Source organism: Streptomyces sp. DSM 40868 (assembly GCF_011820545.1).
Taxonomy (GTDB): domain Bacteria; phylum Actinomycetota; class Actinomycetes; order Streptomycetales; family Streptomycetaceae; genus Streptomyces; species Streptomyces eurythermus.
The window spans coordinates 1,669,397-1,684,663 of the sequence record NZ_CP050504.1; the positions used below are offsets into that span (position 1 = coordinate 1,669,397).

17 protein-coding genes are annotated in these 15,267 nt (G+C 72.6%); 11 read left to right on the forward strand and 6 right to left on the reverse strand.

Features of this window, described 5'->3' with window-relative positions; genetic code table 11:
* Positions 1–85 precede the first annotated feature (85 nt).
* A complete protein-coding gene (locus HB370_RS07380) occupies positions 86–730 on the forward strand; it encodes a TetR family transcriptional regulator (RefSeq protein ID WP_030775205.1) in 645 nt (214 codons plus the stop codon).
* Between the two features lie 28 nt (positions 731–758).
* Here HB370_RS07380 and def read toward each other — a convergent pair whose 3' ends face one another.
* Entirely contained in the window at positions 759–1,304 is a 546-nt protein-coding gene (gene def / locus HB370_RS07385; RefSeq protein ID WP_030775203.1) for a peptide deformylase, read from the reverse strand.
* A 153-nt stretch (positions 1,305–1,457) separates the two neighbouring features.
* Here def and HB370_RS07390 point away from each other — a divergent pair, with 153 nt between their 5' ends.
* The 8 genes from HB370_RS07390 (at position 1,458) to rocD (ending at position 8,790) form a co-directional block, all read left to right on the forward strand.
* Positions 1,458–2,696: a MurT ligase domain-containing protein gene (locus HB370_RS07390; protein WP_030775201.1), complete on the forward strand. Its 1,239-nt coding sequence runs from the start codon at positions 1,458–1,460 to the stop codon at positions 2,694–2,696.
* Between the two features lie 21 nt (positions 2,697–2,717).
* The gene (locus tag HB370_RS07395) at positions 2,718–3,446 is read left to right on the forward strand and encodes a glutamine amidotransferase (protein ID WP_030775198.1); all 729 of its coding nucleotides are present in this window, start codon (positions 2,718–2,720) and stop codon (positions 3,444–3,446) included.
* A gap of 237 nt (positions 3,447–3,683) precedes the next feature.
* Entirely contained in the window at positions 3,684–4,709 is a 1,026-nt protein-coding gene (locus HB370_RS07400; RefSeq protein ID WP_030775197.1) for a 6-phosphofructokinase, read from the forward strand.
* A 121-nt stretch (positions 4,710–4,830) separates the two neighbouring features.
* Positions 4,831–5,781: a cytochrome c oxidase assembly protein gene (locus tag HB370_RS07405; RefSeq protein ID WP_030775195.1), complete on the forward strand. Its 951-nt coding sequence runs from the start codon at positions 4,831–4,833 to the stop codon at positions 5,779–5,781.
* A 124-nt stretch (positions 5,782–5,905) separates the two neighbouring features.
* Positions 5,906–6,082, forward strand: coding sequence for a hypothetical protein (locus HB370_RS07410; protein WP_030775194.1), 177 nt, complete (start codon positions 5,906–5,908; stop codon positions 6,080–6,082).
* Between the two features lie 34 nt (positions 6,083–6,116).
* Positions 6,117–6,602 carry an Lrp/AsnC family transcriptional regulator gene (locus HB370_RS07415; protein WP_030775192.1) on the forward strand — a complete coding sequence of 162 codons (486 nt, stop codon included), beginning with the start codon at positions 6,117–6,119 and terminating at the stop codon, positions 6,600–6,602.
* Positions 6,603–6,763: 161 nt separating this feature from the next.
* Positions 6,764–7,573 (forward strand): dimethylargininase, encoded by an 810-nt coding sequence (ddaH, locus tag HB370_RS07420; protein WP_030775190.1) that lies wholly within the window; start codon positions 6,764–6,766, stop codon positions 7,571–7,573.
* Positions 7,573–8,790: an ornithine--oxo-acid transaminase gene (gene rocD, locus HB370_RS07425; protein WP_030775189.1), complete on the forward strand. Its 1,218-nt coding sequence runs from the start codon at positions 7,573–7,575 to the stop codon at positions 8,788–8,790. Before ddaH ends, rocD begins: the two co-directional genes overlap by 1 nt.
* Positions 8,791–8,838: 48 nt before the next feature.
* Here the strand turns inward: rocD and HB370_RS07430 are convergent, their stop codons facing one another.
* Together HB370_RS07430 and HB370_RS07435 are read right to left on the reverse strand one after the other, a co-directional pair.
* The gene (locus tag HB370_RS07430; RefSeq protein ID WP_030775188.1) at positions 8,839–9,474 is read right to left on the reverse strand and encodes a DUF305 domain-containing protein; all 636 of its coding nucleotides are present in this window, start codon (positions 9,472–9,474) and stop codon (positions 8,839–8,841) included.
* A gap of 95 nt (positions 9,475–9,569) precedes the next feature.
* The gene (locus tag HB370_RS07435) at positions 9,570–9,968 is read right to left on the reverse strand and encodes a DUF6153 family protein (RefSeq protein ID WP_244405462.1); all 399 of its coding nucleotides are present in this window, start codon (positions 9,966–9,968) and stop codon (positions 9,570–9,572) included.
* 234 nt (positions 9,969–10,202) lie between these two features.
* Between HB370_RS07435 and HB370_RS07440 the strand changes: the two genes are divergently transcribed.
* A complete protein-coding gene (locus tag HB370_RS07440; protein ID WP_030775184.1) occupies positions 10,203–10,916 on the forward strand; it encodes a lysophospholipid acyltransferase family protein in 714 nt (237 codons plus the stop codon).
* A gap of 58 nt (positions 10,917–10,974) precedes the next feature.
* Positions 10,975–11,997, forward strand: a complete 1,023-nt coding sequence (locus HB370_RS07445) for an NAD(P)-dependent oxidoreductase (RefSeq protein WP_208974378.1) — start codon at positions 10,975–10,977, stop codon at positions 11,995–11,997.
* A 58-nt stretch (positions 11,998–12,055) separates the two neighbouring features.
* Here HB370_RS07445 and HB370_RS07450 read toward each other — a convergent pair whose 3' ends face one another.
* The 3 genes from HB370_RS07450 to ureG form a co-directional block, all read right to left on the reverse strand.
* Positions 12,056–13,651 carry an alpha/beta hydrolase gene (locus HB370_RS07450; RefSeq protein WP_030775180.1) on the reverse strand — a complete coding sequence of 532 codons (1,596 nt, stop codon included), beginning with the start codon at positions 13,649–13,651 and terminating at the stop codon, positions 12,056–12,058.
* Positions 13,652–13,799: 148 nt separating this feature from the next.
* On the reverse strand, positions 13,800–14,564 hold the full coding sequence (locus HB370_RS07455) for an urease accessory protein UreD (protein ID WP_030775178.1): 765 nt from the start codon (positions 14,562–14,564) through the stop codon (positions 13,800–13,802).
* On the reverse strand, positions 14,561–15,238 hold the full coding sequence (gene ureG / locus HB370_RS07460) for an urease accessory protein UreG (protein ID WP_030775176.1): 678 nt from the start codon (positions 15,236–15,238) through the stop codon (positions 14,561–14,563). The genes HB370_RS07455 and ureG overlap by 4 nt, the downstream gene beginning before the upstream one ends.
* Between the last annotated feature and the right edge of the window lie 29 nt (positions 15,239–15,267).

The window sequence follows — 15,267 nt, forward strand, 5'->3', positions numbered from 1 at the left end:
CCCTCGGCCTCCCGTTCGATGTCAGGGGCGCCGTCAGTGTTAGTTTGCGCAGGCGTCACCGAATCAGCACGGGTGGGGAGAGCACATGGACACCACACAGCGGACCGAGCAGCAGCGGTCCGCCGACCGCCGCCGGCGCGAGCTGCTGGAGGCCGCCGACCGGGTGGTGCTGCGCGACGGCCCGCAGGCGTCGATGAACGCGATCGCGGCGGAGGCGGGGATCACCAAACCGATCCTGTACCGGCACTTCGGCGACAAGGGCGGTCTTTACGCGGCCCTGGCCCAGCGGCACACCGACGCCCTGCTGGCCTCGCTGCGGGCCGCCCTGGACGCGCCGGCCGGGCGGCGCGAGCGCGTCGAGTCCACCCTCGACACCTACCTCGCCGCGATCGAGGCGCGGCCCCAGGTGTACCGGTTCCTGATGCATCCGGCCGAGGGCAGCGCGGGCGGGGAGCAGGGCTTCGACGTCGGCAAGCACTCCGTGCCGCTGCTGCGGCGGATGGGCGAGGAGCTGGCCCAGGTCATCGAGGAGCGGGTGGACCTCGGACCGGACAGCCGGCAGCTGGCCCGGGTGTGGGGCCACGGGATCGTCGGGATGATGCACGCGGCCGGCGACTGGTGGCTGGGGGAACGTCCCTGCTCCCGGGCCGAGCTGGTGCGCTCCCTCGCCGACCTGCTGTGGGGCCGGCTGGCCGCCGCCGGGGACCGGCTGGGCGGCCCGGGCTTCTGACGGCCGACGGCCACACTACCCCGTCGCGTCAGCTCCCCCGGTGCCAGGAGGCACGGGAGACCTGCCGCATCAGCTTCCGGTGACGCCACCCCGTCAGACGGTCGGCGTAGATCTCTCCCTCCAGGTGGTCGCACTCGTGCTGGAGGCACCGGGCGAAGAAACCGGTGCCGTGTACGGTGACCGGCTCCCCGGTCACCGTCCGGCCCTCGACCACCGCGTGGTCGTAGCGCTCGGTGCCCGCCTCCAGACCCGGCAGCGACAGACAGCCCTCCGGGCCCCGGATCACCACGCCGTCCGCCTCCACCAGCCGCGGGTTCACCACGTGGCCCAGGTGCCGCACGTCCTCGTCGTCGGGGCAGTCGTAGACGAACACCCGCAAGGGCACGCCCACTTGGTTCGCCGCCAGACCGACGCCGCGCGCCGCGTACATCGTGGCGAACAGGTCCTCCACGAGGGCCGCGAGGTCGGGGCCGAAGTCGGTGACGTCCCGGCAGGGCTCGCGCAGCACCGCGTCGCCGAGCAGGGTGAGGGGCCGGACGCGCCCGCGGGCGCCCGGAATGGAACCGTGTCGCATGGCGGCAAGGGTACGGTTCCTTCAGCTCATGCCCGCCGCGCGTGAGCGTAGGCCGGAATTCGGGTGTGTGAACGGATCTCGATAGGCTGAGGGTCCCACCACGCTGCCGGATGGCCCCAGGCGCGGCGCGTACGCAAGGAGGATCGAGAACTGATGGCAGGCAACTCGGACCCGCTCTCGCCGCGGGCCAAGCTGGCCGTGACCGCGGGCAAGGCGGTCGCTGCGGCATCGCGCGCCGCGGGGCGCGGCAGCGGGTCGGTGATCGGTGGCCGGGTCGCGCTGAAACTCGACCCCGACCTGCTCGGGCGGCTCGCCCAGAACCTGGACGTCGTCCTGGTGTCGGCGACCAACGGCAAGACCACGACCACCCGGCTCATCGCCGAGGCGCTGCGCGCCGCGGGCCCGGTCGTGTCGAACGCGCTCGGCGCCAACATGCCGGCCGGCATCACCTCGGCGCTCGCGGGCGGCTCGGACGCGAAGTTCGGCGTCATCGAGGTCGACGAGAAGTACCTGGCCGGAGTGGCCCGGGACACCGACCCCAAGTGCATCGCGCTGCTGAACCTCTCCCGGGACCAGCTGGACCGCGCGGCCGAGACCCGGATGCTCGCCGAGAACTGGCGCGAGGGCCTGGCCGGCTCCAAGGCGGTCGTCGTCGCCAACTGCGACGACCCGCTGGTGGTGTGGGCCGCGTCCTCCTCCCCGAACGTGGTCTGGGTCGCGGCCGGCCAGATGTGGAAGGACGACGCCTGGTCCTGCCCGTCGTGCGGCGGTGTGATGCAGCGCCCCGGCGACGACTGGTTCTGCGGCGAGTGCGGATTCCGCCGGCCCACGCCGACCTGGGCGCTGTCCGGCGACCACGTGCTGGACCCGCACGGGTCCGCCTGGCCGATCCACCTCCAGCTGCCCGGCCGCGCCAACAAGGCCAACGCCGCGTCCTCCGCGGCCGTCGCCGCCGTCTTCGGGGTGCCGCCGCAGGTCGCCCTGGAGCGGATGTACCAGGTGCAGGCGGTGGCCGGCCGGTACGACGTGGTCCAGTTCCAGAACCGCGACCTCAGGCTGCTGCTGGCCAAGAACCCGGCCGGCTGGCTGGAGACGTTCTCCCTGATCGACCCGCCGCCGGCGCCGGTGATCCTGTCCGTGAACGCGCGCGGGGCCGACGGCACCGACACCTCCTGGCTGTGGGACGTCGACTACACGCGGCTGACCGGCCACCCGATCTTCGTCATCGGTGACCGGAAGCTGGACCTCGCCGTCCGCCTGGAGGTCGCGAACCAGCACTTCCAGGTCTGCGACAACCTCGACCAGGCCGTGCAGATGTGCCCGCCGGGCCGGATCGAGGTCATCGCGAACTACACCGCGTTCCAGGACCTGCGCCGCCGCGTCGGCAACTGATCTTCGAAGGGCGATCACCTCATGAGCGACAACCAACTGCGGCTGGTGTGGATCTACCCGGACCTGCTGAGCACCTACGGCGACCAGGGCAACGCGCTCGTCGTGGAGCGCCGGGCCCGGCAGCGCGGCCTGGACGTGGCCCGGCTCGACGTGCGCAGCGACCAGCCGATCCCGACCTCCGGCGACATCTACCTGATCGGCGGCGGCGAGGACCGTCCGCAGCGGCTCGCGGCCGAGCGGCTGCGCCGGGACGGGCATCTGCACCGCGCGGTGGAGAACGGCGCGATCGTGTTCTCGGTGTGCGCGGGCTACCAGATCCTCGGCCACGAGTTCATCAACGACCTCGGCCAGCGCGAGCCGGGCCTCGGCCTGCTGGACGTGGTGTCGGTGCGCGGCGAGGGCGAGCGGTGCGTCGGTGACGTGCTCGGGGACATCGACCCGCAGCTCGGGCTGCCCCCGCTGACCGGCTTCGAGAACCACCAGGGCGTCACCCACCTCGGCCCGACCGCCCGCCCCTTCGCCCGGGTGAAGATCGGCAAGGGCAACGGCACCGGCGACGGCACCGAGGGCGCGTACAACGGCACGGTCTTCGGCACGTACATGCACGGGCCGGTCCTCGCCCGCAACCCGCTGATCGCCGATCTGCTGCTGAAGCTGGCGCTGGACGTCAACGCGCTGCCGCCGATCGACGACCGCTGGTACGAGGCGCTGCGCAACGAGCGCATCGCGGCGGCCCAGCAGCCCGCGTAACCGGCGGGAAAGGGACGGGTACGGCAGCCCCCGTAACCGTCCCTTCAACGGGATTTCAGCGTGGTCCGGCAGACTCCCGGCGGGCCCGCCTGACGGCTCGTCCGCTCACATGTGCGGGCGCGTCCAGCAGGCGGACGCCCGCTGTGGAGTCACCCCCTCACGCCGGTAGGGTGGCCGGGAATCCGCCGGACAACGTGGTCCGGTCACCCGGCCCACGTTGAGAAGGTAATTCGGGCTATGCGCATTGGTGTCCTCACGTCCGGCGGCGACTGCCCCGGCCTGAATGCCGTCATCCGGTCCGTCGTGCACCGTGCCGTCGCCGACCACGGCGACGAGGTCATCGGTTTCCGGGACGGCTGGAAGGGCCTCCTGGAGTGCGACTACCGCAAGCTCGACCTGGACGCCGTGGCCGGCATCCTGGCCCGCGGCGGCACCATCCTCGGCTCCTCCCGGGTCCGCCCGGAGCATCTGCGGGACGGCGTGGAGCGCGCCCGGGGCCATGTCGCGGAACTGGGCCTGGACGCGATCATCCCGATCGGCGGTGAGGGCACCCTGAAGGCGGCCCGGCTGCTCTCGGACAACGGCCTGCCCATCGTGGGCGTTCCCAAGACCATCGACAACGACATCGCGGTCACCGATGTCACCTTCGGCTTCGACACCGCGGTGACCGTGGCGACCGAGGCCCTGGACCGGCTGAAGACCACCGCCGAGTCCCATCAGCGGGTGCTCATCGTGGAGGTCATGGGCCGGCACACCGGCTGGATCGCGCTGCACTCCGGCATGGCGGCCGGCGCCCACGCCGTCGTCGTGCCCGAGCGGCCCTTCGACATCGAGGAGTTGACGCGGAAGGTCGGCGAGCGGTTCGCGGCCGGCAAGCGGTTCGCCATCGTGGTCGCCGCGGAGGGCGCCAAGCCGCGCCCCGGCACCATGGACTTCGACGAGGGCGGCAAGGACGTCTACGGCCACGAGCGATTCGCGGGCATCGCCCGGCAGCTGTCGATCGAGCTGGAGCAGCGCCTCGGCAAGGAGGCCCGGCCGGTGATCCTCGGGCATGTGCAGCGGGGCGGGACGCCCACGGCGTACGACAGGGTGCTGGCCACGCGGTTCGGATGGCACGCGGTGGAGGCGGTGCACCGCGGGGAGTTCGGCGCGATGACCGCGCTGCGGGGGACCGACATCGTCATGGTGCCGCTGGCCGACGCCGTGGAGACGCTGAAGACGGTTCCCGCGGACAGGTACGACGAGGCGGAGTGCGTTCTGTAGTCCGCGGACGTCTTTTCGTTCAGGGGAGAACAATCCGCCCCCGGTCGCAGTCGGGACCGGGGGCGGTTCTACTCTTGGGGGCGGACAACTCGCACAACCCCCACGAAACAGGAGCCGGCGGATGGATCACAGCGGGCACGGCATGATGATGGATCTGCCGCCGTTCACGCTGGGGCGAGGGCTCGAGTGGTCGGCGGACCCCTTCTTCCTCGTCGCCTGCGCGGCCGGGCTGGCCCTGTACGGGTGGGGTGTCGTACGGCTGCGGCGGCGCGGGGACGCGTGGCCGGCCGGGCGGACGGTGTCGTACGTCGTCGGCGTGCTCACCATCGTCCTGGTGATGTGCACCAAGCTGAACGACTACGGCATGGTCATGTTCAGCGTGCACATGGTGCAGCACATGGTGATCAGCATGCTGTCGCCGATCCTGATCCTGCTCGGCGCCCCCGTCACGCTGGCGCTGCGCGCGCTGCCGGCCGCCGGCAAGGGCCGCAAGGGGCCGCGCGAGCTGCTGCTGATGCTGCTGCACAGCCGGTACATGCGGGTCATCACCCACCCGGCGTTCACCATCCCGCTGTTCATCGCCAGCCTGTACGCCCTGTACTTCACCCCGCTGTTCGACTTCCTGATGGGCTCGAAGACCGGGCACATCGCGATGATGGTGCACTTCCTCGCGGTCGGTGTGGTGTTCTTCTGGCCGATCATCGGGGTGGACCCCGGTCCGCACCGGCCGGGTCATCTGATGCGGATGCTGGAGCTGTTCGCGGGCATGCCGTTCCACGCGTTCTTCGGTATCGCGCTGATGATGGCGTCGACGCCGATGGTGGGCACCTTCGAGCACCCGCCGGCCTCGCTGGGCATCGACGCGCTGTCCGATCAGAGTTCGGCGGGCGGCATCGCCTGGGCGTTCAGCGAGATCCCGTCGGTGCTGGTGCTGATCGCACTGCTGTTCCAGTGGTACCGCTCCGAGCAGCGGCAGGCCAAGCGCAAGGACCGGGCCGCCGACCGGGACGGTGACAAGGAGCTGGAGGCGTACAACGCCTATCTGGCCTCGCTGAGCGCCCGCAAGGGCTGAGCCGGGGTGCCCCCACGGGCCGGAGCCGACCGGGCTCCGGCCCGTCGTCGTATCCGGCCGCCTCCCGCCGGGGCGGGAATGGGGGCACCATGGGTCGGGGACGGACCACGAGGAGGGTGTCGCGATGCCCGGTACCACGAACGGCTCCAACGGTTCCACCAAGACGATGGGGGCTCTCACGGCCGGTGCGCTGGTCCTCGTGACCGCCTACACGGTCGCGCTCGGCAGCAACGGCTGGCTGTGGTTCGGCTGGGTGGTGCTGGGGCTGCTCACCCTGGCCGTGGCCGTCACCCGGTCCTGAGCCACGGCGCGCGGGAGCTGGCTACAGTGCCCGCATGAACAGCAGGACACCCGTGTTCGACGAGCTGGACCGCCGGATCGTCACCGCGCTCATGGCGAACGCCCGCACGAGTTTCGCCGAGATCGGCGCGGACGTGGGGCTGTCCGCCACGGCGGTCAAGCGGCGGGTGGACCGGCTGCGGGAGACCGGGGTGATCACCGGGTTCACGGCGACGGTGAAACCGGCCGCGCTGGGCTGGCGCACGGAGGCGTACGTCGAGGTGTACTGCGAGGGCGCGGCCCCGCCCCGGCGGCTGGCGGAGGTGGTCCGCAACCATCCGGAGATCGCGGCGGCCATGACGGTGACCGGTGGCGCCGACGCGCTGCTGCATGTGCGGGCGCGGGACGTGGAGCACTTCGAGGAGGTGCTGGAGCGGATCCGCGCCGAGCCGTTCATCCGGAAGACGATCAGCGTGATGGTGCTGTCCCATCTGCTCCCGGAAAGCCCGGAGGCGGGCGCCACCCACGCGGCCCCCGAGTGAGCCGAGCGGCGGAGCGTGCGCAGCAGGCGTGCGTGCGCCCCGGTGAGAACGCAGCGATGCTGCGCATCTACGCAGTCTTTCGCGCTTGTCGGCCGTCTTCCTCCCTTCCTACCGTGGTGTCACCCCCTCAGTGACACACAGGAAAGCGGAGGGAACCCTCTGTGACCGAACGTCGTGTGCCGCGTCCCCGGCGATTCCTCGTCTGCGAACCCAGACACTTCGCCGTCCAGTACGCGATCAACCCCTGGATGCACCCCGGCCGGCCCGTCGACGCGGGCCTGGCCCGGGAGCAGTGGCGGTCGCTCGTCCGCGCCTTCACCGAGCACGGCCACACCGTGGACCGCGTCGAGCCGGTCCCCGGTCTGCCGGACATGGTGTTCGCCGCCAACGCGGCCCTCGTCGTCGGCGGCCGCGTCTTCGGCTCCCTCTTCCACGCCCCCGAGCGGCGCCCGGAGTCGGAGCACTACGACACCTGGTTCAAGACGGCCGGCTACGACGTGTACCGGCCCGAGTCGGTGGCCGAGGGCGAGGGCGACCTGGTGTGGACGGGCCGGTACGTGCTCGCCGGCACCGGGTTCCGCACCACGCCCGAGGCGCACCGGGAGGCACAGGAGTACCTGGGCCGGCCGGTGATCGGCCTGCGGCTGGTGGACCCGTACTTCTACCACCTGGACACGGCGCTGTTCGTGCTCGACGACGAGAACATCTGCTACTACCCGGAGGCCTTCTCGCCGGGCAGCCGTGAGGTGCTCCGGCGGCTGTACCCGCGGGCGGTGCTCGCCACCCGCGAGGACGCGCTGGCCTTCGGCCTGAACTCCGTCTGTGACGGCCGGCACGTCTTCATCGCCCCCCAGGCCGCGGCGCTGGCCGGCCGCCTCGCCGATCACGGCTACGTCCCCGTCCCCGTCGACCTGTCCGAGCTCCACAAGGCCGGCGGCGGCATCAAGTGCTGCACCCAGGAGATCCGCTGATGACCGCACCCGCGCGCCCCCGTACGTCCGAGCAGCTGATCCGCGCGGAGGAGCCGGTGCTCGCGCACAACTACCACCCGCTGCCCGTGGTCGTGGCCCGGGCCGAGGGCAGCTGGGTGGAGGACGTCGAGGGCAACCGCTACCTCGACATGCTGGCCGGCTACTCGGCCCTGAACTTCGGCCACCGGCACCCCGCGCTGGTCGAGGCCGCCCACCGCCAGCTCGACCGGCTCACCCTGACCTCCCGCGCCTTCCACAACGACCGGCTGGCCGAGTTCGCCGAGCGGCTCGCGGAGCTGACCGGAATGGACATGGTGCTGCCGATGAACACGGGCGCGGAGGCCGTGGAGAGCGGCATCAAGGTGGCCCGCAAGTGGGCGTACGACGTGAAGGGCGTCCCCGAGGGCCGGGCGACGATCGTGGTCGCGGCGGAGAACTTCCACGGCCGTACGACGACGATCGTCGGCTTCTCCACGGACGAGACGGCCCGCGCCGGCTTCGGGCCCTTCACCCCCGGCTTCAAGGTGGTGCCGTACAACGACCTGGCCGCGCTGGAGGCGGCGGTCGACGACACCACGGCGGCGGTGCTGCTCGAGCCCATCCAGGGCGAGGCGGGCGTGATCGTGCCGGACGACGGCTACCTCGCGGGCGTGCGCGAGCTGACCCGGCGGGCGGGCTGTCTGTTCGTCGCCGACGAGATCCAGTCGGGCCTCGGCCGCACCGGCCGTACCCTCGCCGTCGAGCACGAGGGCGTGGTGCCGGACGTGCTGCTGCTCGGCAAGGCGCTGGGCGGCGGCATCGTACCGGTGTCGGCGGTGGTGGCCCGGCGCGAGGTGCTGGGCGTGCTGCGTCCCGGTGAGCACGGTTCGACGTTCGGCGGCAATCCGCTGGCCGCGGCGGTCGGCACGGCCGTGGTGGAGCTGCTGGAGACGGGTGGGTTCCAGCGCCGGGCGGCCGAGCTGGGGGTGCTCCTGCGGGAGGGGCTGACCGATCTGATCGGCAGGGGCGTGACCGGGTTCCGGGCGCGGGGGCTGTGGGCCGGGGTGGACGTCGACCCGGCGCTCGGCACCGGCCGGGAGATCAGTGAGCGGCTGATGCGCGAGGGGGTCCTGGTCAAGGACACCCACGGCTCCACGATCCGGCTGGCGCCGCCGCTGACCATCACGGCGGAGGAGCTGCGGTCGGCGCTGGGCGCGCTGGAGAAGGTGCTGGGCTGAGGACCGGACGGGCGGGGGCCGGTGGCGACACCGGCCCCCGCCTCGGTGTCACTTGGTGCCGAGGAGCTGCTTCATCTCCTTGATCTCGGCGTTCTGCGCGGTGATGATCGCGTCCGCCATGGCCTTGGCGTCGCCGGAGCGGCCCCGCTGCTTCTCGGTGGTGGCCATCTCGACGGCGCCCTGGTGGTGCTCGGCCATCAGCGACAGGAACCGGGTGTCGAAGTCCTTGCCGGTGGCCTTCTTCAGGGCGGCCATGTCGGCCTCGCTCATCATCCCGGACATCCCGGTGTGGCCGGAGTGGTCCGTGCCGGCCATCGGGGGCTGCTCGCCCCAGGCCTTCAGCCAGCCGGTCAGGGTGCGGATCTCCGGGTCCTGTGCCTTCTCGATGCGCGCGGCGAGGTCCTTCACCCGCGCCGAGGAGGCGCGGTCGGCGGCGAGTTCCGCCATCTGAAGGGCCTGCTGGTGGTGCGGGATCATGCCCTTGGCGAAGGCGACGTCCTGGGCGTTGTGCGCGCCGGCCGACGCGCTCGGCGTGGCGGAGGCGGCGGAGGCGCCGTGTCCGGTGTGGCCGGTGCCGCCCTCGCTGTTGTCGTCGCTGTTGCCGCCGCAGGCGGCGAGGACGAGCGCGGAGGTCACGGCGGTCGTGGCGAGGGCGACGCGGCGCGTCAGGGTACGGGTGATCATGGGAGGAACTCCTGCTGTTCGGGGGGATTTTCGGGCACGCGTGGGCACGGCCGCGGGTCCCGCGGGTGGCGGGGCGGGCGCGGCCGGGGCGGCCTCTAGATCCGCAGGCGCTGGAGTTCGGCCAGGTCGGGTGGGGCGCGGGCGCCGTCCGGCGCGACGGCCCGGGCGGTGAGCGGTCGGTGGGCCGCCGCCGGTGCCGGCACCGGGTCGGGGGCCGGCGCGGCCAGCTGCGGCCCGCCGCCCAGCGCGCCCGAGGCGCAGCTGGGGTCGGCGTGGTGCAGCCGGTGGCCGCCGCCGTGGCCGGCGCAGTCGTCGACGGCGACGAGCGCGGCCGTCATGTGCGTGGCGTGGGCGTGTCCGGCGTGTTCCGGGTGTCCCGCTCCGCCGCCGGGCGCGAGGGCGTGCATGCCCAGCAGCCCGATCAGCACCGCGAGCACGGACAGCGCGCGGTACCGCCTGAGCGATCGCCGCGGGTGCTGTCCGGTGGTGCGCATGGGGTCATCGTACGGGGGCGTGCGACGGCGCGCGGACAAGGCCCTCCGACACGCCCGCGCGCCCCCGGTTCGGCGCGGCGGTGTGCGGGCAACCGGGCGGTGTACGACGCGTGGCGCGGTACTGGCCGCGGGAAACCGGGCAGCGGATGATGGCAAGGGCGCCCGGGCCGGCGGTCCGGTCCGCGTGCCGCACCGCCGACGGTCCGCCGCCGGCCCGACGGAGTGAGGCGAGCCGTGTTCTATTACGTCCTCAAGTACGTGCTGCTGGGCCCGCTGCTCAGGCTGGTCTTCCGGCCCCGGATCGAGGGACTGGAGCGGGTGCCCGCGTCGGGTCCGGCGATCATCGCGGGCAATCACCTGTCGTTCTCCGACCACTTCCTGATGCCGGCGGTGCTGAAGCGCCGCATCACCTTCCTCGCCAAGGCCGAGTACTTCACCGGTCCGGGGCTGAAGGGCCGGCTCACCGCGTTCTTCTTCCGCAGCGCCGGGCAGATCCCGGTGGACCGCTCCGGGAAGGAGGCGGGGCAGGCGGCGATCCGCGAGGGCCTCGGAGTGCTGCGCCGGGGCGAGTTGCTCGGCATCTATCCGGAGGGCACGCGGTCGCACGACGGCAGGCTGTACAAGGGCAAGGTCGGGGTCGCCGTGCTGGCGCTGACGGCGGGGGTGCCGGTGGTGCCCTGCGCGATGATCGGCACGTTCGAGGCCCAGCCGCCCGGCCGGGTCGTCCCGAGGATCCGCCCGGTGACGATCCGCTTCGGCGAGCCGCTGGACTTCTCCCGCTACGCGGGCATGGAACGGGAGAAGGCGGTGCTGCGGGCGGTCACCGACGAGATCGTCTACGCGATCCTCGCCTTGTCCGGGCAGGAGTACGTCGACGAGTACGCGGCCGTCGTCAAGGAGCGGCAGACCGCCGGGGAGCGGGTGCCGCGCCGGACGCCGCTCGGCTGACCTCTGCCGTCGGCAGAAGATCCACGACCGTGACGGCGGGGGTGCCTAGGCTCGCCGTATGAGGAAAGCGGTGGTGATCGGGGCGGCCGGGCAGATCGGCCGTCCGGTGGTGGACGCGCTGGCCCGGGACGGCTGGGCGGTGACGGCGGTCTCGCGCGGCGGGGGCCGGGACGCGGGCTGGGACGAGGGGGTGCGCACGGCCCGGCTGGACCGCGCGGACGGCGACGCTCTGGCCGCGCTGGTGGGCGACGGCTGTGAGCTGCTGGTCGACGTGGTCGCCTATGACGCCGGGCACGCCCGGCAGTTGACGTCGCTCGCGGACCGGATCGGCTCGGCGGTGGTGATCTCCAGCGTGTCCGTGTACGAGGACGGCGCCGGGCGGGGCTTCGACACGCAGGGCGAGCCGGACGGCTTCCCGGTCTACCCGGTGCCGGTCCCCGAGACCCAGCCGACGGTCGCGCCGGGCGACGCCACCTACAGCACCCGCAAGGCCGCGCTGGAGGCGCAACTGCTCGCCGCCGGTGACACGTTCCCGGTCACGGTGTTGCGGGCGGGCGCGGTGCACGGGCCGTACAGCCCGCTGCCGCGCGAGCTGTACTTCGTCAAGCGGAACCTGGACGGCCGGAAGCGTCGGGTGCTGGCGTACCGGGGCGAGAGCCGGTTCCATCCGTCGAGCACCCGGACCATCGCCGAGCTGGTGCGGCTGGCGGCGGACCGGCCGGGTTCGCGGGTGCTCAACGCCTGTGACGCCGAGGCGCCGACGGCCGCGGAGATCGGCGCGGCGGTGGACGCGGTGATGGGGGCCGAGACCCGGACGGTGTGCCTGGACGGTCCGCCGGAGGGCTCGGTGGGGCGCACCCCCTGGTCGGTGCCGCTGCCGGTGGTGTTCGACATGTCCGCCGCGCGGCGGGAGCTGGGCTACCGGCCGGTGGTGTCGTACGCGGACAGCCTGCCCGAGACGGTGGAGTGGCTCGCCGCGAGCGTGCGCGGGAGGGACTGGCGGGAGGCGTTCCCGCTGCTCGCGCGGGCGTATCCGGACCTGTTCGACTACGCGGCGGAGGACGCCTGGTGGGCGGCATAGCCGAGGGGCGGCCGGAAGGTCCCGGCCGCCCCTGGTCAGCGTCAGCGTGGTGGTGCGGTTACGGCTTGGGCGTGGCGTGCGGGGCGCAGGTCACGTCCTTGCCGTCCAGCGCGCCCTTGAGCAGGTAGGCGTCGACGCGCTGGTTGACGCACGGGTTGACCAGGCCGGTCACGCCGTGGGAGCCCGCGTTCTTCTCGGTGATCAGACGGGAGCCCTTGAAGCGCTTGTGCAGCTCGACGGCACCGCCGTACGGGGTGGCGGCGTCCCGGGTGGACTGCACGATCAGCACCTTCGGCAGGCCCTTGTGGGTCTTGACGTCGACCGGGGTGTGCTGCTTGGCCGGCCAGGTGGCGCACGGCAGGTTCATCCAGGCGTTGGACCAGGTCAGGAAGGGGTGGTCCTGGTGGAGCCGGGTGTTGTCCCGGTTCCACTTCTGCCAGCTGGTGGGCCACTTGGCGTCGGCACACTCGACGGCGGTGTAGACGGCGTTGCCGTTCTCGGAGGCGATGTTGCCCGCGGTGTCCGACAGGTCGGGGGCGGCGGCGTCGACCAGCGCCTGGGTGTCACCGGCGACGTACTTGCTGAAGACCGTGGCGACCGGCACCCACGAGGAGTCGTAGTACGGCGCGCTCTGGAAGAAGGAGGTCAGCTCGGCCGGGCCGACGACGCCGCCGATCGGGTGCTTCTTGGCCGTGGCGCGCAGCTGGAGCCACTTGGCCTGGACGGCGGCGCGGGTGGTGCCGAGGTGGAAGGCGGCGTCGTTGGCGGCGACCCAGTCCTGCCAGTCCTTCCAGCGGCCCTCGAAGGCGACGTCCTGGTCCAGGTTGGCCTGGTACCAGATCTTCTCGCGGGAGGGGTCGACCACGCTGTCCACCACCATGCGGCGCAGGTGGCCCGGGAAGAGGGTGCCGTAGACGGCGCCGAGGTAGGTGCCGTAGGAGACACCGAGGTAGTTGAGCTTCTTCTCGCCCAGCGCGGCGCGGATGACGTCCAGGTCGCGGGCGGTGTTGGGGGTGGTCATGTGCGGCAGCATCGCGCCGCTGCGCTTCGCGCAGCCCTCGGCGTACGCGCGGGCGAGCTTTCGCTGCGCGGTCTTGTCGGCCTCGCTGTCGGGCACCGGGTCCAGCTTGGGCGCCTTGACGAACTCCTGCGGGTCGACGCAGGAGATGGGCGTGGAGTGGCCGACGCCGCGCGGGTCGAAGCCGACGAAGTCGTAGGCCTTGGCGACGTTCGCCCAGATGGCGTTCTTGGTGGTGACCCGGCGCGGGAAGCGCAGACCGGAGCCGCCGGGGCCGCCGGGGTTGTAGACGAGCGCGCCCTGGCGCTCCTTCTTGGTGCCGGTGTTGCCGATGCGGTCCACGGCGAGCTTGATCTGCTTGCCGTACGGGTGGGCGTAGTCGAGCGGCACGCTGACCCAGCCGCACTGGATGGGCTTCTCCAGCCCCCAGTCGGCCGGGCAGTCCTGCCACTTGACGCCCGCCTTCGCGGCCCGGGCGGCGGCTATCTCCGCGCCCTTGGCCTCCCGGTCCTGCGCCGGCCGGGACGCGGCCCCGGCGACGGGCGCCGATACGGCGCCGGCGATCAGGGTGGCGGTGACGAGTACTCCGGCGGAACCGAGCGCCAGCAGGCGGCTCTTCGGTCTGGCTTCCCTCACGTGGGCCCCTCCCCCTACCTCGATGCGAGTGGTCAGACGGGGATCCTCTCGGCTGTGAGGATGCTGAGGACAGGGTTTTCCGGTCATCTTTACCAATCCGATAACCGGATGATCATGTCCCGTTGAGCGACATGTTGTGAGTGGCCGGTCAGGCGAGGGCGCTCAGTACCTGGTCCAGGGTCCGGCGCAGGCTCAGTGCGTCCGGGGCGACCGCGCTGACGAGCGCCGCGGGGCCGGCGAGGGGCACCAGTGCGGCGTACTCGCCGAGCATCCGGGCGGGCGGCGGCTCGGTCGCGAACTCCGGTCGTACGAAAACCATCTGGCCCACCGCCCGATGACCGGCGAGCACCGCCGGACCGTCCCAGCCGCCCGGCGCGCCGGGGCCGCAGGACAGCTCCTGGTCCAGCACGGTCCGGCCCGCCACCCGTACGGTCAGCCGGCTGGTGAGCCGCCCGGGCTGCTCCCCGGTCCGCCCCAGCACCTGCTCCTCGCGCAGCACGAGCCGGGCGACGGCGCCGAGTTCGGCCCGGGTGGTGACGTACAGGTCGCTGCCGTCGGCGGAGATCAACTGCTCGGGCAGCCAGTGCAGTTCGGCGCCGTCGGCCACGTCGAGCCGGACGTCGTACCGGGCCTCGCCCTTGGCCTGGCCCGGCAGGGCGAGGGTGGCGGCGGCCGACCCGACGTGCAGCCGGGCGCCCTCCTCCACCCGGGCGTCCAGGGTGAAGCGGTCGCCGCCGAGCGGTCCGCTCATCGCGCCGACGAGCACCACCTTCGCCCAGGACCCGGCGGACCGGGTGCGGCGCGGCGCCAGTGGGCCCTCGCCGTCCAGGACGGGCAGGGCCGTACCGCCGCGCCCGTCGGCGCGGGCGACGATCCGGGCCCTCGCCCGGACCCGGACCCCGGTGACGGTCATGCCGCCCACGCGGCGAGCCGCCCCCGCACCCACGCGGCCACGTCGGCGACACCGGTCTCGCCACGCAACGACTGGAAGACCACCGGGAGTTCGGCGCGCTGTGCCTTGGCGTCGGCGGCCATCCGGGCGAGGTCGGAGCCGACGTACGGGGCGAGGTCGGTCTTGTTGATCACGAGCAGGTCGGCGGTGGTGACGCCGGGGCCGCCCTTGCGCGGGATGTCGTCGCCGCCGGCCACGTCGATCACGAAGATCTGGGCGTCCACGAGCCCCTTGGAGAAGGTGGCGGTGAGGTTGTCGCCGCCGGACTCGACGAGGATCAGGTCCAGCGGGCCGACCGCGTCCTCCAGGTCCTCCACCGCTTCGAGATTGGCGGAGATGTCGTCGCGAATCGCGGTGTGCGGGCAGGCACCCGTCTCGACGGCGGTGATCCGCTCGGGCGGCAGCACGGCCTCCCGGAGCAGGAACTCGGCGTCCTCGCGGGTGTAGATGTCGTTGGTGACGACCGCGAGGGACAACTCGTCGCGCAGTGCCCGGCACAGGGCGGCGACGGTGGCGGTCTTGCCGGACCCGACGGGCCCGCCGAGACCGACCCGCAGGGCACGGCGGGTGCCGTCCGGGCGGTGGGCGTCCGCGCCGACGGCGGAAGGGGCGGGGTGGGAGTGGTCGAGGTGCATGGACGGCTCCTTGTGCGAGAGGCCTGGTA

Excerpts from the sequence above, each read along its gene's own strand:
- HB370_RS07395 (WP_030775198.1), top strand. The coding sequence starts at position 2,718 with ATGAGCGACAACCAACTGCGGCTGGTGTGGATCTACCCGGACCTGCTG.
- rocD (WP_030775189.1), top strand. The coding sequence starts at position 7,573 with ATGACCGCACCCGCGCGCCCCCGTACGTCCGAGCAGCTGATCCGCGCG.
- HB370_RS07445 (WP_208974378.1), top strand. The coding sequence starts at position 10,975 with ATGAGGAAAGCGGTGGTGATCGGGGCGGCCGGGCAGATCGGCCGTCCG.
- HB370_RS07435 (WP_244405462.1), bottom strand. The coding sequence starts at position 9,968 with ATGCGCACCACCGGACAGCACCCGCGGCGATCGCTCAGGCGGTACCGC.
- HB370_RS07410 (WP_030775194.1), top strand. The coding sequence starts at position 5,906 with ATGCCCGGTACCACGAACGGCTCCAACGGTTCCACCAAGACGATGGGG.
- HB370_RS07415 (WP_030775192.1), top strand. The coding sequence starts at position 6,117 with ATGAACAGCAGGACACCCGTGTTCGACGAGCTGGACCGCCGGATCGTC.
- HB370_RS07455 (WP_030775178.1), bottom strand. The coding sequence starts at position 14,564 with ATGACCGTCACCGGGGTCCGGGTCCGGGCGAGGGCCCGGATCGTCGCC.
- def (WP_030775203.1), bottom strand. The coding sequence starts at position 1,304 with ATGCGACACGGTTCCATTCCGGGCGCCCGCGGGCGCGTCCGGCCCCTC.
- HB370_RS07380 (WP_030775205.1), top strand. The coding sequence starts at position 86 with ATGGACACCACACAGCGGACCGAGCAGCAGCGGTCCGCCGACCGCCGC.
- HB370_RS07400 (WP_030775197.1), top strand. The coding sequence starts at position 3,684 with ATGCGCATTGGTGTCCTCACGTCCGGCGGCGACTGCCCCGGCCTGAAT.
- HB370_RS07430 (WP_030775188.1), bottom strand. The coding sequence starts at position 9,474 with ATGATCACCCGTACCCTGACGCGCCGCGTCGCCCTCGCCACGACCGCC.
- HB370_RS07390 (WP_030775201.1), top strand. The coding sequence starts at position 1,458 with ATGGCAGGCAACTCGGACCCGCTCTCGCCGCGGGCCAAGCTGGCCGTG.
- ureG (WP_030775176.1), bottom strand. The coding sequence starts at position 15,238 with ATGCACCTCGACCACTCCCACCCCGCCCCTTCCGCCGTCGGCGCGGAC.
- HB370_RS07405 (WP_030775195.1), top strand. The coding sequence starts at position 4,831 with ATGGATCACAGCGGGCACGGCATGATGATGGATCTGCCGCCGTTCACG.